General features: G+C 63.1%; 19 protein-coding genes. 7 read left to right on the top strand and 12 right to left on the bottom strand.

Annotation, left to right across the window (positions count from 1 at the left end):
• Nucleotides 1–104 precede the first annotated feature (104 nt).
• Together EJ075_RS15020 and EJ075_RS15015 are read left to right on the top strand one after the other, a co-directional pair.
• On the top strand, nucleotides 105–2,393 hold the full coding sequence (locus tag EJ075_RS15020; RefSeq protein ID WP_126104876.1) for a PAS domain-containing hybrid sensor histidine kinase/response regulator: 2,289 nt from the start codon (nucleotides 105–107) through the stop codon (nucleotides 2,391–2,393).
• Between the two features lie 177 nt (nucleotides 2,394–2,570).
• A complete protein-coding gene (locus tag EJ075_RS15015; protein ID WP_164547281.1) occupies nucleotides 2,571–3,446 on the top strand; it encodes a GNAT family N-acetyltransferase in 876 nt (291 codons plus the stop codon).
• Nucleotides 3,447–3,580: 134 nt separating this feature from the next.
• Here EJ075_RS15015 and grpE read toward each other — a convergent pair whose 3' ends face one another.
• On the bottom strand, nucleotides 3,581–4,216 hold the full coding sequence (gene grpE / locus EJ075_RS15010) for a nucleotide exchange factor GrpE (RefSeq protein ID WP_095488372.1): 636 nt from the start codon (nucleotides 4,214–4,216) through the stop codon (nucleotides 3,581–3,583).
• 238 nt (nucleotides 4,217–4,454) lie between these two features.
• On the opposite strand from grpE, the gene EJ075_RS15005 reads away from it, so the two are divergent.
• Both EJ075_RS15005 and EJ075_RS15000 read left to right on the top strand, forming a co-directional pair.
• Nucleotides 4,455–4,691, top strand: a complete 237-nt coding sequence (locus EJ075_RS15005) for a hypothetical protein (protein ID WP_095488370.1) — start codon at nucleotides 4,455–4,457, stop codon at nucleotides 4,689–4,691.
• 148 nt (nucleotides 4,692–4,839) lie between these two features.
• Nucleotides 4,840–5,862 carry a fatty acid desaturase gene (locus EJ075_RS15000; protein ID WP_095488368.1) on the top strand — a complete coding sequence of 341 codons (1,023 nt, stop codon included), beginning with the start codon at nucleotides 4,840–4,842 and terminating at the stop codon, nucleotides 5,860–5,862.
• A 202-nt stretch (nucleotides 5,863–6,064) separates the two neighbouring features.
• Here EJ075_RS15000 and EJ075_RS14995 read toward each other — a convergent pair whose 3' ends face one another.
• The 5 genes from EJ075_RS14995 to cysG all read right to left on the bottom strand — a co-directional run bounded on the left by EJ075_RS14995 (nucleotide 6,065) and on the right by cysG (nucleotide 11,001).
• Nucleotides 6,065–6,601, bottom strand: coding sequence for a DUF934 domain-containing protein (locus EJ075_RS14995; RefSeq protein ID WP_126104875.1), 537 nt, complete (start codon nucleotides 6,599–6,601; stop codon nucleotides 6,065–6,067).
• A gap of 187 nt (nucleotides 6,602–6,788) precedes the next feature.
• Entirely contained in the window at nucleotides 6,789–7,553 is a 765-nt protein-coding gene (locus tag EJ075_RS14990; protein WP_126104874.1) for a phosphoadenylyl-sulfate reductase, read from the bottom strand.
• On the bottom strand, nucleotides 7,528–9,198 hold the full coding sequence (locus tag EJ075_RS14985; protein WP_126104873.1) for a nitrite/sulfite reductase: 1,671 nt from the start codon (nucleotides 9,196–9,198) through the stop codon (nucleotides 7,528–7,530). Before EJ075_RS14985 ends, EJ075_RS14990 begins: the two co-directional genes overlap by 26 nt.
• A gap of 46 nt (nucleotides 9,199–9,244) precedes the next feature.
• The gene (locus EJ075_RS14980; protein ID WP_095488360.1) at nucleotides 9,245–9,550 is read right to left on the bottom strand and encodes a DUF2849 domain-containing protein; all 306 of its coding nucleotides are present in this window, start codon (nucleotides 9,548–9,550) and stop codon (nucleotides 9,245–9,247) included.
• The gene (gene cysG, locus EJ075_RS14975) at nucleotides 9,547–11,001 is read right to left on the bottom strand and encodes a siroheme synthase CysG (RefSeq protein ID WP_126104872.1); all 1,455 of its coding nucleotides are present in this window, start codon (nucleotides 10,999–11,001) and stop codon (nucleotides 9,547–9,549) included. Before cysG ends, EJ075_RS14980 begins: the two co-directional genes overlap by 4 nt.
• Nucleotides 11,002–11,440: 439 nt before the next feature.
• On the opposite strand from cysG, the gene EJ075_RS14970 reads away from it, so the two are divergent.
• Nucleotides 11,441–11,890 carry a host attachment family protein gene (locus EJ075_RS14970; protein WP_095488474.1) on the top strand — a complete coding sequence of 150 codons (450 nt, stop codon included), beginning with the start codon at nucleotides 11,441–11,443 and terminating at the stop codon, nucleotides 11,888–11,890.
• Between the two features lie 9 nt (nucleotides 11,891–11,899).
• On the opposite strand, the gene EJ075_RS14965 is transcribed toward EJ075_RS14970, so the two are convergent.
• Nucleotides 11,900–12,091 carry a hypothetical protein gene (locus EJ075_RS14965; protein WP_126104871.1) on the bottom strand — a complete coding sequence of 64 codons (192 nt, stop codon included), beginning with the start codon at nucleotides 12,089–12,091 and terminating at the stop codon, nucleotides 11,900–11,902.
• Nucleotides 12,092–12,096: 5 nt separating this feature from the next.
• On the opposite strand from EJ075_RS14965, the gene ybaL reads away from it, so the two are divergent.
• Complete coding sequence (gene ybaL, locus EJ075_RS14960) at nucleotides 12,097–13,875, top strand: YbaL family putative K(+) efflux transporter (protein ID WP_126104870.1); 1,779 nt, start codon at nucleotides 12,097–12,099, stop codon at nucleotides 13,873–13,875.
• 96 nt (nucleotides 13,876–13,971) lie between these two features.
• Here the strand turns inward: ybaL and EJ075_RS14955 are convergent, their stop codons facing one another.
• A complete protein-coding gene (locus EJ075_RS14955) occupies nucleotides 13,972–14,781 on the bottom strand; it encodes a helix-turn-helix transcriptional regulator (RefSeq protein ID WP_126104869.1) in 810 nt (269 codons plus the stop codon).
• Nucleotides 14,782–15,024: 243 nt separating this feature from the next.
• Between EJ075_RS14955 and EJ075_RS14950 the strand changes: the two genes are divergently transcribed.
• Nucleotides 15,025–15,945 carry a zinc-binding dehydrogenase gene (locus EJ075_RS14950; RefSeq protein ID WP_095488350.1) on the top strand — a complete coding sequence of 307 codons (921 nt, stop codon included), beginning with the start codon at nucleotides 15,025–15,027 and terminating at the stop codon, nucleotides 15,943–15,945.
• A gap of 20 nt (nucleotides 15,946–15,965) precedes the next feature.
• On the opposite strand, the gene EJ075_RS14945 is transcribed toward EJ075_RS14950, so the two are convergent.
• The 4 genes from EJ075_RS14945 to EJ075_RS14930 form a co-directional block, all read right to left on the bottom strand.
• Nucleotides 15,966–16,718, bottom strand: a complete 753-nt coding sequence (locus tag EJ075_RS14945; RefSeq protein ID WP_027153080.1) for an SDR family oxidoreductase — start codon at nucleotides 16,716–16,718, stop codon at nucleotides 15,966–15,968.
• Nucleotides 16,719–16,821: 103 nt separating this feature from the next.
• Entirely contained in the window at nucleotides 16,822–19,077 is a 2,256-nt protein-coding gene (locus EJ075_RS14940; RefSeq protein WP_095488348.1) for a transglycosylase domain-containing protein, read from the bottom strand.
• A gap of 453 nt (nucleotides 19,078–19,530) precedes the next feature.
• Nucleotides 19,531–19,920, bottom strand: coding sequence for a hypothetical protein (locus EJ075_RS14935; protein WP_095488347.1), 390 nt, complete (start codon nucleotides 19,918–19,920; stop codon nucleotides 19,531–19,533).
• 198 nt (nucleotides 19,921–20,118) lie between these two features.
• Nucleotides 20,119–21,183: a hypothetical protein gene (locus EJ075_RS14930; protein WP_245458156.1), complete on the bottom strand. Its 1,065-nt coding sequence runs from the start codon at nucleotides 21,181–21,183 to the stop codon at nucleotides 20,119–20,121.
• Nucleotides 21,184–21,190 lie beyond the last annotated feature (7 nt).

The following is a 21,190-nucleotide window of genomic DNA, read 5'->3' as shown; positions in this document are numbered from 1 at the left end:
TCGTCTGCCGTTTTTGCAAGAAAGGAGGGCAAAAACCGCGCGACCGATAAAATTCGAACGAACGGCCGCAATTTTCCATAATCTCTGTCTGGCAAGGATTTCGCATGGTCACGGAATCCGGCATCAGAGAAACGGAGAGCGCCGAAAGCGTCGATGGGATCGGCCCGGAGGCGCCAAGGCGGCAGCATATTGCAGCGCCGCCACTAGCGCCCGAACTGCCCGCTGCCAATCGTGAAGGCCTGCCGTTCCTGACGCTCGTCGCCATCGTCGTGCTGGCAGGCCTGTCGCATCTGACCGGAGCGCCGATCTTCATCACCGTCGGGCTTTTGGCGACTGGCATGGCCGGTCTTGCCGTGCATTTGCGTGCCAGGCGCACGGATCGTCGCGCCGTTGCCCTCCTTGGCGAGACCGCAGCTCGCAGCCGCGCCGAGGTCGAGACCCTGGCCGACCGCATGTGGGAGATGCAGGAGAGCGAGGAACGCTTTCGCGGGCTGATCGACGCGCTTGGCGATCTCGTCGTCCACCGCGACCGTGACGGCCACATCGTCTATGCCAACAAGGTTTTCGCCGATCTTGTCGGAAGCGACCAGCGCGACCTTGCCGGCAGGACTCTGGCCGAGCTCGGCATCGACGTCGGCATCGTTCCCGATGCCGCCTTTTCCGACCACGAATGCCTGAGTTCCACCGACGTCGCCATTAACATGCCGAGCGGCCCGCGCTGGTTCTCATGGATCGAACTGTCCGTGCGCGACAAGGAGAGCGGCGCCGTCTCGCATCGCGCCATCGCCCGCGACATTACCGCCCGCAAGCACGCAGAATCGTCGCTGATCACCGCCCGTGAGCGAGCCGAATATGCGAGCCAGGCCAAATCGCGCTTCCTCGCCACCGTCAGCCACGAGATCCGCACGCCGATGAACGGCATCATGGGCATGGCCAGGCTGCTGGCGGACACCAATCTCTCGCCTGAACAACGGACCTATGTCGGCGCCGTATCGACCTCGGCCAGCGCGCTGCTGGCGCTGATCGAGGATCTGCTCGACTATTCCAAGATCGAGGCTGGCCGCTTCGATCCCGAACCGCAGCCAATGTCCGTGCGCGAGATCGCCGACAACATCATCGAACTCCTAGCGGCGCGCGCCTTCGCCAAGAATATCGGCGTTGGCTGCCATGTCGAGCCCGACGTGCCGCAAATGATATCAGCCGATCCGGGAAGAGTCAGGCAGGTGCTGCTCAACCTGATCGGCAATGCCATCAAGTTCACCGACAGCGGCGGCGTGCTGGTGACCGTCGCCCGTGCCCGCACCGAAACCACCGATCGCATACGCTTCAGCGTCACCGACACCGGTCCCGGCCTCAGCGAGGACGACCTGGAGCGCATTTTCGAGGAATTCGAACAGGTCGATGGCTCGTCAACCCGCGCGCATGGTGGCGCCGGTCTCGGTCTTGCCATCTCCAAGCGCCTGGTGACCGCCATGGGCGGCACGATTTCGGTGTCGAGCCGGCTCGGCCAAGGTTCCGAATTCGTTTTCGAAATCCCCGTAATATCGGCCATCGAAGCACCGCAGATGCGCCAGAATGCGCTGTCTGGCCGGCGCGCCGTGATCCTGTCGAAGAACGCCATCGAGGCCGACGCCATCGCTCGCACCATCCGCGCCAATGGCGGCATGGTCGATCTGGCCGCGACCGCCGCCCAGGCAGAACCCTTCGCCGAAGGCTGCGACGTGCTTCTGGTCGACGCGGCCATGGAGGACAGTGACGGCAGGTTGCTCAAGCGCCTTCGCCAGAGCGGCTTTGCCGATTGCGAGGCGATCACGCTGATCGCACCGACCGATCGCGGCATGTTGGGCGAGTTCCGCGCCAGCGGCTACTCCACCTTCCTGGCAAGGCCGGTGCGTGGCGAGACGTTGCTGCGCGTGCTTTTGACCAGCAGCGTACCCGCCCTCACCCAGCCACAGGCGGAAAAGCGCGGCGCGCCATCCGTCCGCGCCATTGCCGGCCGCCGGCAGGGCCTGTCCGTGCTGATCGCCGAGGACAACGACATCAACGCCATGCTTGCCCGGGCCACGCTGCTGAAGGCCGGGCACCGCGTGAAAGTGGTCGGCAACGGCAAGGCCGCCGTCGAGGCCGTCACTGGCACCAGCCACAAGCACCGCTTCGACGTGGTGCTGATGGACCTGCACATGCCTGTCATGGACGGGCTGGACGCCATCGCCGCAATCCGCCGCCACGAGGAGGAAACCGCCGTGCCGCCGGTTCCGATCATGGTGCTGTCGGCGGATAGTCAGGAAAAGACCCGCCACGCCGTGCTTGCCCATGGCGCCAGCGGCTTCGTCACCAAGCCGCTCGACCCCGACGCGCTTGTCCATGCGGTCGAAGGCCAGGTGGCGGCGTGATCCGCCGAGCTGTCCTACCAAGTTTCCCGGCGTAACATAGCCGGTTGAAGGATTACCCAGCCGACGAAGTATTGCCGGCAACGCCGTATCACGGTACTGTCACAATCCTGTTGCACCTACACCGTATCCCCGTGCCAAGAGGGATGGCTCGAAGGAGAATCACTCGTGCATACAGTTATGCCGGAATGTGACGCTCGGCCGAACGCCAGCGGTGCTTTGCTCACCGGGCGGAACGTCGATGCCGTCATAAAAGGCGAAGCGCTCGGCCGCATAGGCAACCTCGAAGTGCGGCTCGCCCGCAACGAGGCCGAGGTCGCTGCCGCGCAGGAAGTGCGCTACCGGGTTTTCTACGACGAGCTTGGCGCCAGGAAGAACCTGTTCCAGGCGCAGGACCGCCGCGATGCTGATCATTTCGATCCGCTTTGTGATCATTTGCTCGTCTTCGACACCTCGCTGTCGGGTCCCGAGCACCGCCGCATTGTCGGCACGTACCGCCTGCTGCGGCAGGAAATCGCGGCAGCGGCCGGCGGCTTCTATTCCGAGGGCGAATTCGAGCTGACCAATCTTATCGCCCGTCACCCCGGCCAGCGTTTCCTCGAGCTCGGCCGCTCCTGCGTCTTGCCGGAATACCGCTCGAAGCGCACCATCGAGGCGCTCTGGCAAGGCATTTGGGCCTATATCAACCATTACGGCATCGGCGTGATGACCGGTTGCGCCTCTTTCCAAGGCACCGTGCCGGCGGCGCACGCCGAAGCGCTGACCTATCTCGCCAATCATTGCCGGACGAACTCGGCCTGGGACGTGCGCGCGGTCGCCGGCCGCTACTGTTCCATGGATTTAATGCCGATCGAGGCGGTCAACGCCAAGGCCGCGATCGCGGCTATGCCACCGCTGGTCAAGGGCTATCTGCGCGTCGGAGCGCGCATCGGCGACGGCTGCGTCATCGACCGCGAATTCTCGACGGTCGACGTGTTCGTGGTGATGCCGGTCAAGGAGATCGGCGCCCGCTACGTCAGCTATTATGGCGGGGAAGCCCAGCGCTTCGCGGCCTGAGTAGGGCAGTAGGAGAATAAGGCAGTAGGGGAGTAGGGGAGAGAAGGCAACGGCCGGAGTAGGCAATTGCTCTACTTTGCCGTGCGTAGCGTTATTCCTACTCCCGTACTGCCCTATTCCCCTACTCCCCTAATTTAAGCATCCTTCTCAGCCTGCTCATTCACCGGCCCTGGCTCGACCGGCGCTTCACCAGCCACATGCTTGGGGCCTCCCTTGGCAACGCCGACCATGGCCGGCCGCAACACCCGCTCACCGATCGAATAGCCTGGCTGCACGACTTGGACCACCGTGTTGGCCGGCACCTCTGGATTGGGCACCTCGAACATCGCCTGGTGGAAATTCGGGTCGAATTTCTCGCCTTCCGGCTCGAGCTTCTTCACGCCGTGCCGCTCCAGCGCCGACAGCATGGCGCGCTCGGTGAGCTCGACGCCCTCGATCAGCGCCTTGAAGCCGGCATCGCCCGACGCCTTGGTCTCAGCTGGGATCGCGTCCAGCGCGCGACGCAGATTGTCCGATACCGACAGCATGTCACGGGCGAAATTGGCAACGGCATAGGCACGCGCGTCGTGCACGTCGCGGGCGGTACGGCGGCGCAGATTCTCCATCTCGGCCGCGACGCGGAGCGCGCGGTCCTTCAACTCGTCGTTTTCCTTCAACAGCCGCACAAGCGCTTCGTAGTCGCCGTCGACGCTGCCTTCCGTGTGTTCGGTGGCAGCCCCGACCGTCTCGGCTTCATCGGGCGCGCGTTCGTCTTTTGCCTGGTCGCTCATCGCCGTTTCCCGTCATTTCGAATGATGTGGATTTTGTGCCCGATATCGAGGTTTGGCGGCCAAAAATCAAGGGGCAAGCGATACTGGAGAGGCCGCTCGCGCTTTGACGACGCATCATGAAGACCTTTCGATATTAATTCAAATTTTACTGTAACCGCTGGCTTTGCTTGCCAAGATGCTGCGATGGGGGAACCATTCGTCTGCTGGAAGAGTTTCGAAGCCGACACAGGATTTTGAGATGACGACCCGCAACAACGGCGACCGCAACAAGAATGGCGACCGCAACAATGATGAAAGACGTGAAAGGCTCGCGGCCGGCATCAGGCGCCAGTTCGGCACCGAGGCAACGATGGGCTTTCTGCGTGCGTTGCCGGCGTTTCGGATGGAGAACGATATTCCCGATCGTTTTAAGGAATTGCTCGACCGCCTGGACGGTATCGAGAGCAGCGTAGCCGCCGGTGGCCGCCGGCGGTAGACGAGCACATTCGCCTGTCGTCGCGTGCCGTCGGAACCAAGCATGCCCTTCCACATTGCAGCCTCTTGCGTGTCGCGCGACAATTACGCGCAGTAACTTGGCGTGATCCCTGCCTTGCGGCGACGGTATGGTCCGTCTATGCTTCCTGATGAACATGATTTCCCCCGAAGCTGTGGCGAACAGCAAACGTGCCTGGTTGAAGATCCTGGCGCGCTACAAGACGCCTGACAGGCGGCGCAGCGCCGTCGAACTTGCCATCACACTTATCCCCTTTGCCACGCTGTGGGCCCTGTCCACGGCTGCCTATGCCCATGGTCATTGGTGGGGTCTGATCCTCATCCTACCGGCCGCCGGCTTTCTGGTGCGGATCTTCATGATCCAGCATGATTGCGGCCACGGCTCCTTCTTCGCCAACCGCACTGCCGACGACTGGATCGGCCGCGGGCTGGGCATCCTGACCTTGACCCCCTACGATTGCTGGCGACGCGCCCACGCAACCCATCACGCCAGCGCCGGCAATCTCGATGAGCGCGGCACGGGCGACATCAGGACGCTGACTGTTGCCGAATACCGGCAAATGTCCTGGCGGGGCCGCCTTGCCTATCGTCTCTATCGCCATCCGCTGGTCATGTTCGGCCTCGGCCCGATTTGGCTTTTCATCTTTGAGCAGCGACTGCCGGTCGGCATGATGCGAGGCGGCCTCACGCCCTGGGTCTCCTCAATGGCCACCAATGTGGCCATCGCGGTTGCCGCCGCTGCCCTCATTTGGTTCGTCGGCCTCGAAGCGTTCCTGGTTGTCCATTTGCCCATCGTCGTCCTCGCCGGTTCCGCCGGCATCTGGCTGTTCTACGTTCAGCACCAGTTCGAAGAGACCGAGTGGGCGAAGGATTCCGAATGGGAATTCCAGCATGCGGCGCTGCACGGCTCGTCCTACTATGACCTGCCGCCGGTGCTGAACTGGTTCACCGGCAATATCGGCGTCCATCACGTGCATCACCTCTCCGCCAAGGTGCCGTGCTACCGGCTCCAGGAGGTCCTGAGGGACTATCCGGAACTGCGCGAAATCGGCCGCGTCACGCTTCTCGACAGCCTGCGCTGCGTCAAGCTCGCACTGTGGGACGAGAGCCGCAGCAAGCTGGTGTCGTTTCGCGAAGCGCGGATGACTGCATAAAACGCGCAGCCGCACCTAGAGCAATTCCAGGAAAAGTGCGTAGCGGTTTTCCGTCCGGAATTGCGTAAAAATAAATACTTAGAGCGGTTCGGCGATTCTATCAAAAGCTGAACCGCTCTAAGTGCGGCGGTTTCCCAAGAGCCGACTCAAGCCGCTTTGCGTTCGTCGCGCGTCAGGATCTCGCCGTGGCCGGCGCAGGCGATCAGTCGGCGCGCACGCGCCGCCAGGAATATTTGGGGCCTTTGGCCTCCGGCTTCTCGGTCGGCTGATAGTGCAGAGGCAGGCCGCCAGTGCGGCCGGCCTCGAGCCTTTTCAAGAGCACCGGATGCGACACCTCGAACTCATCGAAGCCGAGGCGCAGCATATGCGGTAGCTGATCGACCAGAACCTGCCCGGTGGCGCGGACCGCGCCCTCGAAACGGTGGCGGCTGCGCAGCAATTCGCCCTTGGAGAAAGACCGGCCGTCACTGAAAGCCGGGAAGGCCAACGCCACCAGCGATGTCTGGTCGAGCAGGTCGGCGATCTTTTCGAGCTGGTCGCCGGGCTGAAGCAGCACGCCGATGCGTTCCTTCGCCGACCGGCGCACCACCGGGTCGAGGTCGAGAAACACCTGCAGCGGCAGGATGAAGCGGCCATTGCCGGACAGTGCGTCGGCGCTCTCGGCATGGCTCCACTCGTCCTCGCTAAAACCTGTCGGGGTCCAGAGGCGGGTGGCGCTTTCCGCTATCGATTCACTCATCGAGAAATTCCCAAGTCCACAAAATTCTAAAGTTCAAAACGCCCGAGGGTGTGTTGAGATTCAGGTCAGGCCGAGCCGAGAATGGTGGCTTCCGAGAACCGGAGCGGAGCGTACTTTGGGTACGTGAGCACCGGAAGCGCAGGAAGCCGCCATTCGCAGGCCGACCTCACCTGAATATCAACATACCCTAAAGCGACGCGTCGGTCAGTGACTTCTCCAGCCCCGACAGATGGATGCCGCACTCGGTCTTGGCATGCCCTGCCCAGCGGCCGCTGCGCGCGTCCTCACCCGGCTGCACCGGCTGCGTGCACGGGAAGCAGCCGATCGAGAGATAGCCATAGGCGACCAGCGGGTTTTCGCGCAGCGCATGGGCGCGCATGTAGTTGGCCTGGTCAGCGGTCGTCCAATGCGCCAGCGGATTGATGCGGATGCGCGAGCCGACCGCCTCGAACACCGGAAGCGCCGCCCGCGTCGTCGCCTGAAAACGCTTGCGGCCGGTGAACCAGGCGCGGAACGGCTCAACGCCGCGCGCCAGCGGCTCGACCTTGCGGACATCGCAGCAGGCGTCGGTGTCGGTCTCGTTCAGATTGCCGGTCGGATCGATCCGTTCGAGCGCCGCTTCTTCGGGCGTGATCACCCTTATATCGGTCAGCCCGAAATCGGCAACGAGCGCGTCGCGATAGCCGAGCGTCTCCTCGAAGTGCTTGCCGGTGTCGAGGAAGATGATCGGCAGCGTCCGGTCGATCTTGGCGATCATGTGCAGCAGCACGGCTGAATCGGCGCCGAAGGAGGAAACCGCGGCGATTTCACCATGAAAGAATTCCTGGGCCGACCGCTCGATGATCTCCAGCGGCTTCAGATGACCATAGAGCGCATCGAGCCCCGCCGCTTCGGCAGCGATGCCGGCCTCGACGTCGACAATACGATCAAGCGGCCTTGGCTTCGCCAGCATAGAGCGCCTCCTTGAACGGCGCGGGACCGACACGGCGGTAGGCGTCGATGAATTTTTCGTTTCTGTCGAGCCGGAGGCCGAGATAGGTCTCGACGATCTGCTCGATGGCGTCGGTGATTTCTGCCGACGAGAAGCCGCGGCCGATGATCTCGCCGACCGATGTGTTCTCGTCGGCCGAGCCGCCGAGCGTGACCTGATAGAGCTCGGCGCCCTTCTTCTCGACGCCGAGGATGCCGATATGGCCGACATGGTGATGGCCGCAGGCGTTGATGCAGCCGGAAATCTTCAGCTTCAATTCACCGATCTCGCGCTGCCGCTCAAGCGAAGCGAAACGAAGCGAGATTTCCTGTGCCACCGGAATGGAACGCGCCGTGGCCAACGCGCAATAATCGAGGCCAGGGCAGGAGATGATGTCGGTGATCAGGTTTGAATTGGCCGTCGCCAGTCCGATGTCGACCAGAGCGTCATAGACCGCCTTGAGGTCGGCGCGCGCAACATGCGGCAGGATCAGATTCTGCTCGTGGCTGACGCGCAGCTCGTCGAAGGCGTACTTTTCGGCAAGGTCGGCGATCGCTTCCATCTGGCTGTCGGAGGCATCGCCCGGCGCTTCGCCGATGCCCTTGAGCGAGATGGTGACGGCGGCATAATCGGGATGGCGGTGGGTCACCACGTTCTGGTCGAGCCATTCCGAAAAGCTCTTGGAATCGAGGCGGGCAAGCTTGACCGCCTCGTCGCCTTCCGGCCGGTCCGTCAGCGCCGGCGGCGCGAAATAGGCATCGATGGCGCGAATGTCGGCTTCCGGCAGCTTCAGGTCCGCATCCTTCAGCTCCTGCCATTCGGCCTCGACCTGGCGGGTGATCTCCTCGACACCGGTCTCGTGGACGAGGATCTTGATGCGCGCCTTGTATTTGTTGTCGCGGCGGCCGTAGAGGTTGTAAACGCGCAGGATCGCTGTGCAGTAGGACAGAAGGTCGGCCTCGGGCAGGAAGTCGCGGATTTTCTTGGCGATCATCGGCGTGCGACCCTGGCCACCGCCGACATAGACGGCGAAACCGAGTTCGCCGGCCGCGTTCTTCTTCAAATGCAGGCCGATGTCATGCGTCTGGATGGCGGCGCGGTCGCGCTCGGCGCCGGTCACCGCGATCTTGAATTTTCTCGGCAGGAACGAGAACTCCGGATGAACCGACGACCATTGGCGCAGGATTTCCGCATAGGGGCGCGGATCGGCGACTTCGTCGGCGGCTGCGCCGGCGAAGTGGTCGGCGGTGACGTTGCGGATGCAATTGCCACTGGTCTGGATGGCATGCATCTCGACGCTGGCCAGATCGGCCAGGATCGCCGGAATGTCCGACAACGCCGGCCAGTTGAACTGGATGTTCTGGCGCGTCGTGAAATGGCCGTAGCCCTTGTCGTATTTGCGGGCGATATGGCCGAGCATGCGCAGCTGGTTGCTGTTCAGCGTGCCGTAAGGCACCGCGATGCGCAGCATGTAGGCGTGCAATTGCAGGTAGACGCCATTCATCAACCTCAGCGGCCGGAACTGATCCTCGGTGATTTCACCGGCAAGCCGCCGCGCGACCTGGTCGCTGAACTCGGCGACGCGGGCCTGGACGAAATCGTGATCGAACTCATCGTAACGGTACATGTCTGGTCTTTCCGGGCGCGTCCGCCCGTTTCATCAATGTGGTCGTTTACGCCGCCCGAGCGGCTTCCGGGCGCGCCTGCTTGCCCAGGTCGTTGCGGTTGGTCGGGCCGGCGGCGCGGATCTTTTCACGCAGCCGGACCGGCTCGACCACGCCATTGGCGACGGTCACGTCGATCAGATTGACGTCGACCACTTCGTTGTTGGCATAGGCCGTGGCGCCGATCGCCTCCAGCCGGTCTTCAGCCCCCTTGTCATGGGCGACGTCGGCATGGTCGATGGTCTCGGCCCAGCCGCCATTGGCGTACCAGACGGCTTCGCCATCGGCGAGGCGGTTTGCGGTCAGAACTTTCATCGTTCAGCTCCTTCGGCGGCCGTTTGGGCCGCGCCTTCATGCCTGTGTGCCGCGAGCGGCTCGGAACGTTCAAAGTTGGCGCCGGCGACCGCATCGCCGATGATCGTCATGACCGGGCCGGTAAGATCGGCGCGGACCTCCAGCGACGGCAGGTCGGCGAGCGTGCCGTGGAAACGGCGGCGGTTGGCAAGGCTGGCATTCTCGACCACGGCGACCGCCGTGTCCGGTGACAGTCCGGCCTCGATCAGCCGGCCGGCAACTTCGGCCGCGACCGAGCGGCCCATATAGACGGCGACCGTGGCGCCGGAAATGGCGAGCTTTGCCCAGTCGGGCAACGAATTTCCCTTGAGGTCGTGGCCGGTGGTGAACACCATCGATGACGACACGCCGCGCAGCGTCAGCGGCAACTCGAAATCAGCGGCGGCGGCGAAGGCCGCGGTGACGCCCGGAACCACCTCATAGGCGACGCCGGCATCGCGCAGCGCTGCCATTTCCTCGCCCGCCCGCCCGAACACCAGCGGATCACCGGACTTCAGCCGCACGACGCGCTTGCCGTCGCGGCCGAGCTCGATCAGCAGCGCGTTGATCTCGGCCTGGCTCTTGGTGTGGCAGCCCTTGCGTTTGCCCACCGGCAGACGCTCGGCGTCGCGACGGCCCATGGCGACGATCGCCTCCGGCACCAGCGCATCATGGACGATGACGTCGGCTTCCATCAGCAGGCGGTGAGCGCGCAGCGTCAGCAGGTCTTCGGCGCCCGGACCAGCCCCCACCAAGGCAACACGGCCCGATGCCGGCGCATTCGAAAGCAACAGATCGACGGCGGCATCATGCGCCTGCGAAAGCTGGCCGGCCGCCATGGCGCGGGCCGGCGAGCCGCCGAAAAAGTCGCTCCAGAAGCGGCGGCGGGCATTGCCTTTCGGCAGCAATCTCTCGGCGGTACCGCGCAACGAGGCAGCAAGCGAAGCAAGCGGCCCGAGCGACGGCGACAGCATGCGGTCGATGCGGCTGCGCAGCATTTGGGCAAGCACCGGGCCAGCCCCTTCCGTGCCGATGGCAATGGCGACAGGCGCGCGGTTGACCAGCGCCGGGGTGAAGAAATCGCACAGCTCAGGCCGGTCGACGGCATTGACCGGAATGCCCAGCCGGCGCGCATCCTCGGCAACGCGACGGTCGAGCGCCTCATTGCCGCTGGCGGCAAACACCATCACCGCGCCTTCGAGATGCGCGGCATCATAGGCAGCAGCGATGTGAATGGCTGCGCCATTTGTGGCGATGAAGGCCAGCAACTCAGGCTCGGCGGCATCGCTGACGATGCGCAGCACCGCGCTCGACTGGCCGATCAGCCGGGCCTTGGCCAGAGCCTCCTCGCCGCCGCCGACGATGGCCACGGCTTCGCCCTCGACCCGCATGAAGACGGGAAAGGCGTTGAGCTTGGGTGTGGCCTGCGGCATGGCGAGTGGAATCCTGAATACGCTGTCAGTTCTACGCGCGGGAGCGAAAAAGCAGAAGGAAAGCACTCGCGCATCGCTTCGTGCGAAGCAATCGCTTTTCTGCAAGCACCAAAGGCAGGAGAAAAAAATTCCACACCCACGAATGGAGCGGATCCAAGCCGCTGTTGCGGGCCTTGATCTGCGGCCGTTCTAGCGGCAAGCGAGGTGTATCGCAAAACAATTTTTTCTAAATTCTACCAATCTAGTAGATTAAAGCCGACACGCGCAGAACACCGTCATCCTCGTTGGTCGGCTTGCTCGCTCGCTGTTGTTGTCGTCATCGGAACATTCCTGCCTCGACGCGCGTTTGCCCTGCGAATCCGAGCCTGGCTGTTCAGCTGCGGCAATGGCTCCAGAGAAGGGCCTAGAAACCATGAAAAACAGGAAAAAGGAGCGCTCCGTGAACAACCTCAAGCTGAAACGCGGACTGTGGATCGTGGTGGCCGACGGCGAGAAGGCGCTGTTCCTCGAGAACCGTGGCGACACCCAATATCCCGACCTCCAGGTCGTGCAGGAGATGGAGCAGGCAAATCCGGCGACGCGAGAGCAGGGTTCGGACCGCCCCGGCCGCTACAGCGACGGCCCTTCCGTCCACCGCAGCGCAGTCGAGGACACTGACTGGCATCGCCTCGGCAAGGAGCGTTTCGCCGACGAAATTGCCGAGCGGCTGTACAAGCTTGCGCACCGCGGCGCCTTCAAGGAAATGGTGCTGATCGCACCGCCGCAGGTGCTGGGCGACATGCGCCGAAAACTGCACAAGGAAGTTGCCGAGAAGATCACAGTGGAAATTCCGAAGACGCTGACCAACCACACCATCGTCGACATCGAGAACCTGCTGCAGGCGGCCTGATCGCAGGCATCAGCCGCGCAAGCCTTCTCCTTTTTGCAGCAACCATTGCCAGCCTCGAGGCGGCTTGCCTTCTGCCATTCTTGTCATCGATTTCATGGCATTATGGGTTGCCTCGCGGCCGCCCGAGCCCCCATATTGCCAAAGCGGCGGCTTTTTTTGGCGGCGCATATCCGACATCGTGATTTTTGAAAGGCGCTCCATAGACCATGCCGCATGACACGCCCCTTATCGCCACCATCGTCGCCGGTCTGGGGCTGGCTTTCGTCTTCGGCGCAATCGCCAATCGCTTCCGCATCCCACCGCTGGTCGGTTACCTCATCGCCGGCGTTCTGGTCGGGCCGAACACGCCGGGCTTCGTCGCCGATGCCGGCCTCGCCAATGAACTCGCCGAAATCGGCGTGATCCTGTTGATGTTCGGCGTCGGCCTGCATTTCTCGTTGAAGGATTTGTTGTCGGTCCGCGCCATCGCCGTGCCCGGCGCCATCGTGCAGATCGGCTTCGCGACAGCGCTTGGCGCCGGTCTTGCCTGGCTGCTCGGCTGGTCGATCGGCGCCGGACTGGTATTCGGCCTGGCTTTGTCGGTCGCCTCGACGGTGGTGCTGTTGCGTGCCTTGCAGGAACGGCGGCTGATCGAGACGGAGCGCGGCCGCATCGCCGTCGGCTGGCTGATTGTCGAGGACCTGGCGATGGTGCTGGCGCTGGTGCTCTTGCCGGCGTTGGCTGGCGTGCTGGGCGGCCAGCAGCAAGTGGAGGCCCATAGCAGCCTGCTGTCGCTGCCGGCCAGCTACGGCATCTGGGGCGTCGTTGGCGTCACGCTGGCCAAGGTCGCGGCCTTTGTCGTCGTTATGCTGGTGGTCGGCCGCCGGGTCATCCCCTGGATCCTGCACTACGTCGCCCATACCGGGTCGCGTGAATTGTTCCGGCTGGCGGTGCTTGCCATCGCGCTCGGCGTCGCCTTTGGCGCGGCCAAGCTATTCGGCGTGTCGCTGGCGCTGGGCGCTTTCTTTGCTGGGATGATCATGAGCGAATCCGAACTCAGCCATCGGGCGGCCGAGGAATCGCTGCCGCTGCGCGACGCTTTTTCCGTGCTGTTCTTCGTTTCGGTCGGCATGCTGTTCGACCCGTTCAGCCTGATCAGCAATGGCTGGCCGGTCCTGGCGACACTGGCCATCATCGTCATCGGCAAATCGCTGGCGGCCTTCGTCATCGTCGTCGCCTTCCGCTATCCGATACCGACCGCGCTGATGATTTCGGCAAGCCTTGCCCAGATCGGCGAATTCTCGTTCATCCTGGCCGAGCTTGGCGTCGGGCTGAAGCTGCTGCCCGAACAAGGACGCGACCTCATCCTCGCCGGCGCTATCCTGTCGATCGTTCTCAACCCGCTGATGTTCCTTGCCATCGACTGGATGAAACCGTGGCTGGAAAGGCGCGCCGGCAAGACGGCGCCGCTCGACGAGGCAAAGCCGATTGGCCCCGCGACGGAGCCAGGCCAGTTGGCTTCGGTTGCGGCACCGGTGAAAGAGGACGGGCCGCCGCCCAGGACAGCGCTTACCGGCCATTCAATCCTGGTCGGCTATGGCCGCGTCGGCAGCCTCGTCGGCGCATCATTGAAGGAGGCCGCCCTGCCCTTCCTCGTCATCGAGGATGCCGACAAGACGCTGGCGAAGCTCAGGGACGACGGCATCGAAACCGTGTCCGGCAACGCCGCGAACAACGAGGTGTTCGCCGCTGCCAATCCCGAGGGCGCGAAGCGGCTGATCCTCGCCATCCCCAATGCCTTCGAGGCGGGACAGATCGTGCTGCGCGCACGCGCCGCCAACCCGAAGATCAACGTCATCGCCCGCGCCCACTCCGATGCCGAGGTCGAGCATCTCAAAGGGCTCGGTGCCGACACGGTGATCATGGGCGAGCGCGAGATCGCCCGTGGTATCGTCGAAGTGGTGCTTGGCCGCAAGCCAGAGGCGGCTGAGCCGTCCGCTGCCTGAGTCGATCCTGCACGATCATGCGTACTGGTCGCCACCGGCCGATGGCCGGCGGAAGATCGCACAGTCGATCTGAACCGTCCGCCCGCAGCGAGTTGATCACGCCACGAATGCAGAGCCACCATTTTGAGTGATACTGCCGAGGTATTTTGCCGGCGGCTTCCCAAGCGCCTTCTTGAACATGGTGATGAAGGCCGTGACGGAACCATAGCCGAGATCACCCGAGACCTGCTGGACGCTGGCACCGGAGGCCAGTTCTCGAATTGCGACGATCAAGTGCAATTGCTGGCGCCAGCGCCCGAAGCTCAGCCCTGTCTCCTTAACCACGAGGCGAGCGAGACTGCTCTCGCTGAGCGCGACGCGGTTGGCCCATTCCGCCAATGTGCTACGATCGGCAGGGTCTTGCGCCAACGCTTCGGCGATCCTCCTCAAGCGTGGCTCGGATGAAATCGGCAGATGCAGCCGCTGGACAGGCATACGCGGCAGTTCGGTAAGCAGGGTCTTGGTCAAAAGCTCATCCCTCGCGCGGTCTTCCTGCACGCCATCGGACAGCTCGATGATCAGTTCGCGGAGCAGCGGCGAGATCGAAAGGGTGCAGCACCGGTCCGGCAGATCGGCGGCTTCCGGCTCAACGTACACGAAAAAAATCAGGGCGTTGGCCGTCGCAACATTGCTGTGCTCCATGTCGCCGGGAATCCAGACCCCGCAATGAGGCGGGACCATCCATAGGCCGCTTGGAACGTGGCACGTGACGCCGCCTCCGAGCGCGAAGACGAGTTGGCCTTTGCGGTGCCGATGGACGGGCACCTCCGCTCTGGTTTCGGTGACGTCAACGCGCACCGCAATCGCCGGCGCGAGCACATCATCCACATCGAGATCGGGCCAGGGCCAGCGAAGAGGCTGTCTCATGATTGACGGCTTTTAGCGATTAAACGCCATGATAGCTAAATTCTTTAACCGGGAAAGTCGATAGGCTTCGGTTTGCGCCCCCCGGTCAAAAATATGGCAGGCAGCAGTTGATCGCGTTGACGCTGCGCGCGCGCCCATCGCCGGCATGACTTGCGATCTCGATGAGTATTCTGAGTGGGCCAGCTTGCCGTGCTTTCCAGGAGGAAGCTGGCGTCCACAAACCAGTAAGAAGGTACGATCCCCATGCTCGCCCTAGTCACGTCTCCCGACAGCGCCACCGGGCTGAGGTTCGCCGAGTCCGAGGAACCTCAGCCCCTCGCGAACGAGGCGCTTGTCTCGGTCCACGCAACCTCGTTGAACCGCGGCGAGCTGCGCCTGCTCACCATACGTCCGAACGGCTGGATACCCGGCCAGGACATCGTTGGGGTTGTCGAACGGGCAGCAGCCGATGGCTCCGGGCCAGCCGTGGGCAACCGGGTTGCGGCTTTGGTCGACCAGGCCGGCTGGGCCGAACGTGTTGCCGTTTCAACCGATCGTCTCGCCGTCCTGCCGGATGGAGTCAGCTTCGTTTCCGCAGCCACGCTTCCGGTCGCGGGCACGACGGCGCTAAGGACTTTGCGCCATGGCGGCGACCTGGCCGGCCAGCAGATCCTAATCACCGGCGCAAGCGGCGCGGTCGGTCGTTTCCAGATCCAGATCGCCCGTCAGCAGGGCGCGTCTGTGACCGCGATCGCCGCCGCCCGGCATGCTGACGATCTCCGCGGCCTTGGAGCCGAGCAAGTTGTCGAGTCGATCGAATTGGCTGAGGGGCCGTTTTCGCTGATCACTGAGTCAGTCGGCGGTGAAAGCCTCGCACACGCGATCGAACGTGTCACACCTGGCGGGATCATCGTCATGTTCGGTTCGAGCAGCGGCGAACTCACATCAGTTGGATTCCGTCAGTTCGTTCCGGGTCACGAGGGGGCGAGGCTTCAGACTTTCGCCTACTACGCCTCTGGCCCGGGCATTGGCGCGGACATCGCCTCGCTGCTCGCTCTGGTCGCGGCTGGCCGGCTAGAAACCCGCGTGGCCTTGACCGTGCAGTGGACAGACATCGCCCAAACCCTGGACGCACTGCGACGGCGCAGCATTAGCGGCAAGGCTGTTCTCACCATAACCGGATGAGCAGTCCTTAGCCTCAAGTCTCACACGTGCTGGCCGCCATTGATGTGGATTTCCGAGCCCGTCACATAGGAAGCCTGCTGCGAGCACAGGAAGAAGATGATGTCGGCGACTTCTGCCGTGGTGCCCAGCCGCCGCAGCGGAATCGTCTCGACGATCTTTTCGGTGCCCGGCGACAGGATCGCCGTGTCGATCTCGCCGGGTGCAATGGCGTTGACGCGGATGCCGTGCGGGCCGAAATCATGCGCCATTTCGCGCGTCAGCGAGCCGAGCGCGGCCTTCGACGTCGCATAGGCGGTGCCGGCGAAGGGATGCACGCGGGTGCCGGCGATCGAGGTGACGTTGACGATCGAGCCTTTGGCCGATGCCAATTCCCTAAACAATCCTCGCGCCAGCATGATCGGCGCGAAGAAATTGACCTGGAATACGTCGCGCCAGACATGCATCGGCGTGTCGATCGAATTCATGCGGCTGTTGCCGTCCTTGAGCTTCGGCGAGATGCCGGCATTGTTGACCAACGCATGAAGCTGGCCGCCATGCGCCTCCAGCCGATGGCGGATTTCCGAGATCGCGATGCCGACATCCTCCTGGTCGGCGAGATCGACCTTGATGTGGTCTTCCGGACCGGCCGGCCACGGGCAGTCCTCGGCAAAGGCCTGGCGCGAGCAGGTGATGACGCGCCAGCCTTCGCGCGAAAAGCGCTTGACCGTGGCATGGCCGATGCCGCGGCTGGCGCCGGTCAGCACGATTGTCTTTCTGGTGTCGGTTTCGGCCATTCGCGATCTCTCTAGGGCGACGTGCGTCCCTTTGGACGCACAAAGTACGCTCTAGCACTTTTAACCCGGAGATGTAGCGGAACACGGCAGCGATGACGAGGGGTCAGCCGCCGGTGAGGATGTCGAGGATCGAGGTCTGCCGCTTCTTGACCGGGCCGCCGACATCGCCCGGCGGCACCGGGCGCTTGATCGATGCGGTGGCGCTGTCACCGCCCGGGATGCCGAAGCCGCCGCCATCGATCGTTTCGGCGGGACGCACAGCGCGAGGCGATGACGCTTTTTGGGCGGACGGCGCGGATTGGCCAACCGAAGCGGACGGCACCGGCGCCGGTTGCGCCGTGTTGGACGGTATTTCGTCCTGCACGATCGTATCCGCAGGCGTCGACCGCCAAGTTCCAGGCAGCGGCCGCACCGGCACGCCTTCATGCGCAGCGACCATGAACTCATGCCAGGCCTGCGCCGGCAGCGCGCCGCCGGTGACCTTCTTCATCGGGCTGCCATCGTCATTGCCGAACCAGACGCCGGTGGTGAGATTGGCGGTATAGCCGATGAACCAGGCATCGCGCGAATTCTGGCTGGTGCCGGTCTTGCCGGCTGCCGGCCAGGCAAAGGCCGCCTTCCTGGCAGTGCCGATTTCGACCGTGCCGGTCATCATCGAGTTCATCATACCGACGATCTCGGGCTTGACGACGCGCGGGGCGCCGCCGCCATTGTTGTCGTAGAGCACCTTGCCGCCGGTTGTCGTCACGCGGCGGATGAAATGGACCTCCGGCCGGTAGCCGCCATTGGCGAAGGGGACATAGGCCGACGTCAATTCCAGCGGCGTCACTTCAGATGTGCCGAGCGCGATCGAGGTGTTGGCCGTGAGGTCGGACTGGATGCCCATGCGATGCGCCGCCTCGACCACGGCGTCAGGTCCGACTTCCATGGTCAGCTGGGCGGCCACCGAGTTCAGCGACTTCGCCAGCGCCGTCGCCAGCGTCACCTTGCCGAAATACTTGCCGCCGTAATTGGTTGGCGTCCATTTGCCTATTCTGATCGGCGCGTCATTGCGCACGCTGTCGGGCGTGCGGCCGGCCTCCAGTGCCGCCATGTAAACAAAGGGCTTGAACGCCGAGCCCGGCTGGCGGCGCGCCTCCGAGGCACGGTCGAACTGGCTGGTCGAATAATCATAGCCGCCGACCATGGCACGCACCGCGCCGGAATTGTCGATCGACACCAGCACACCCTGGCTGGCATTGAGCTTCTTGCCGCTCCCGTCGATCAGCCGGCGGATCGATTGTTCGGCGAGCTTCTGCAGCGTGAGGTCGACGGTGGTGTCGACTATGATGTCGCTGCGCACATCGCCGATCAGGTCGGGCAGTTCTTCCACGATTGTGTCGGCGACATAGTTTTCCGAGCCCGTCCAGTAGGATGCCACCCGCGTCGCTGGTGCGCTCATCGCCGTGGTCAGTTCCTTGGCGCTGATCTTGCCTTCGTCGCGCATGGCGGCAAGAACGAGCTGCGAGCGCTGCTCGGCCGCCTTCGGGTCACGCGCCGGAGACAGTCGCGACGGCGCCTTCAACAGGCCAGCGAGAAGTGCGGCCTCGGGCAGCGTGACATCGCGCGCGCTCTTGCCGAAATAGCGGCGCGAGGCCGCTTCGACACCATAGGCGCCGGAGCCGAAATAGACCCGGTTGAGATACATTTCGAGGATCTGGTCCTTGGTGTGCTTGTGCTCGAGCCACAGCGCCAAAAGCACTTCCTGCACCTTGCGTTCCAGCGTGCGATCGGGTGTCAGGAACAGGTTCTTCGCCAATTGCTGGGTCAGCGTCGAGCCGCCCTGCGAAAAACGCCCGCCGACAACGTTGGCCACCATGGCTCTGGACAGACCAATCGGATCGATGCCCAAATGCGAATAGAAGCGGCGATCTTCGATGGCGATGACAGCCTCGGGAATATAGGTCGACATTTCATGCAGGCCGACGGCTTCGCCGCCGCTCATGCCGCGATTGGCGAGCAGCTTTCCATCGACGGAGACGATCCTGATATTGGGCGCGCGGTCGGGAATGGCCCAGGTGGTGGCCGCCGGCATTTTAGCACCGTAGTAGACGACGATGCCGGCAGTCGCGATCCCGCCCCAGATGGCCAGCACGAAGCACCAGTAGAACAACCGGCCGAGCACGCCGAACAGACCGCGCCGGCTTTTGCCGCGTCCGCGACGCGACGATTTTGTCTTGGCCGATTGGCGCTTTGCAGAGGTCTTCCGGTTGCTCGGCACGACGCGATCCTCCTCGCTCACCGAAAAACCGGCCGAGGATTTCGCCCGTGGCGGTCCCTCGAAGCTGGGTTCGATGCGGCTGTCTCTGCGGTTCGCCATGCGCTGTGCTGTCTATCCCGATGCCTATCGCATCGGCCCGAAATCGGAATCGATTTTCGGAAAGCACGATGCGAAGCTTCAAGAGCGTACTCTGTGCGTCCGAACGGTCGCACGTCGCTCCATGGCGTCCGGGGTGGAGAGTAGATGCGGCGATTTAAGGGCGGGTTAAATGGTTCAAAGTTAATTCAATGCGTTATGCATGTCACCGCTGCGTTTCTTGCTTCTGGCGGTCTGCAACAACGGAATCCCTGGCGAGACGGCGGCGCCTTCTCGCATTCGGCGTCAACTGCTCAGCCACCGTCGTTCGGCGGGAACCGCTCATAGCAAGGTAGCCGTAATTTATGCCGTCATTAGAGCGCGACCGGTAAAGTGGGTTTACATTCGATCGCGCTCTAAACAATTGAATCTGCATATGACTTGTCACCAAAGTCATTCACCTTGGTGGATCATCCGTTAGTCGATCGCATCACGAACGCAAAGCGCTGCCCGGGATGATTGCATCGTCTCGCCCACATGGCAGTAGCAGACGATTTCGTGGAGCTGATCGTCGGTCAGTTCGAAGAAACGCTTTGCTTCGCCATAAGTGTCGTCTTTCAACCCCTCATCGCGCAGAATCGGATCGTCGAAGGCAACCGATATTGGCGAGCCTTCGCCACGCATTACGTCGCGCTCGGGCGACGAACGATATTCGGTCCCGGTAAGTGCGGTAAGGAGCCGATTGGGCTGCCGTTCGAGAAGTTTTGACCAACGTTCGAGACGCTGGGTTCGGTCCATTCCAGGAGGTGTTGGGTCTCTGTGTACCTTTGCCACCGTATGCAGTTGGTCCAGTGTTTGGTGCCTCATGGCAACCTCCTAAAAGTAGGTGGGTTGGCCCCAAAACTCCCTGTGCCAAGATCATACCGCGGATGTGTCGATACGTCACTCTCATTCGATATTCGGCCTGGCTTTTCTCTCCGGGCGCATCGAAGGATGGAGCGGCCCTGCCTTGGCGTCAATTTTTGGTCTCGTCGGCAATAGCGGCAACAAAACCAATGACTTGCATTAACTGGGCTCACACTTCGGTGGTCGACCGGTTATCGATGTCAGCGAGAAGAAGGCCAGCGTCTGCTCTTCGCAGGTCACCGCCACAACGCTGTTCGAGCGATCGATGTCGAGACCCTTCGGGCCGCCTTCTTCGACACTGGCCCTGCCGCGCCCGAAAGTCTCGTCGTCAAGGACGGCAACAGAGCGGGAGGGCGTGCGGCTGCCGCTCCAGCCCGCGTCGCGATCGTACACGTGAAGCAGTGGGCTGCCTGCATCGGCGACAAGGATCTGCCGGTCATCGCCCGTAAAACGCAGGCCATGCGGGTAATTGGCGTTCTGCAGGATTCCGGCGGGTTCGGTATCCGGCCCCAGCCGCGCGGACATGTTGTAGAGCTTCACATCGTTGGTGCCGTGGCTGCTGACGGCGATCCATTGGCCATCATGACTGAGCGCAATGCCATCGGGTATGTTCAGGCCGCGCTTCAGAAGCGCCTGGTTCTTCCACGCGCGGTAGCCCCACCGGTCGACGACATGCCGCGTGACCCGGTCTCTGTAATTGTTGCAGACCAGGAGGCTGACCCGGCCACGCGACTCATGCCTGGCCGCGACCGACCCTGGTGTTTTCAGCTTGCAAAACAGCCCGCCCTTGATCTCGCGAATGGATACAATGTGGCACTGGCGGCCGGCTGGCTCTCCCGAGGGCAGGGCAAATATCGCAACCAGCCCATCACGATTGGCAATCACCAGGGTTCGGTCATCGATGAAATCGAGACCATGGACCTCGCCCATGCTTTCCGACGTCAGCTCCATGAAATCATGGACGGTGACTCGTGGGCCGCTCGGCGCCGCTTCGACGTCGACCCGCAGGATCAGACAGCGCTCTCGCGTATATCCAGCAATTGCCAGCAATCGATTGTCCGGCGAAAAGCGCAGGTCTTCCGTGCGTCCGATGGTCGAGAGCGCGGCTCGTACAGCCTCGCTGGCTTTGAAGTCGATTCGGGATATCACCTGAGAGCCTGGCCTGAAGGGCGAGAACGATGGACAGGATGGGGATAGGTCATCGGCACCCTTGCGCGGCAGCACCCGACAC

Source organism: Mesorhizobium sp. M6A.T.Cr.TU.016.01.1.1, from assembly GCF_003952585.1.
Lineage (GTDB): Bacteria > Pseudomonadota > Alphaproteobacteria > Rhizobiales > Rhizobiaceae > Mesorhizobium > Mesorhizobium mediterraneum.
Note: the sequence above shows the minus strand (reverse complement) of the source record. Positions and strands in the feature narration are given on the sequence as shown.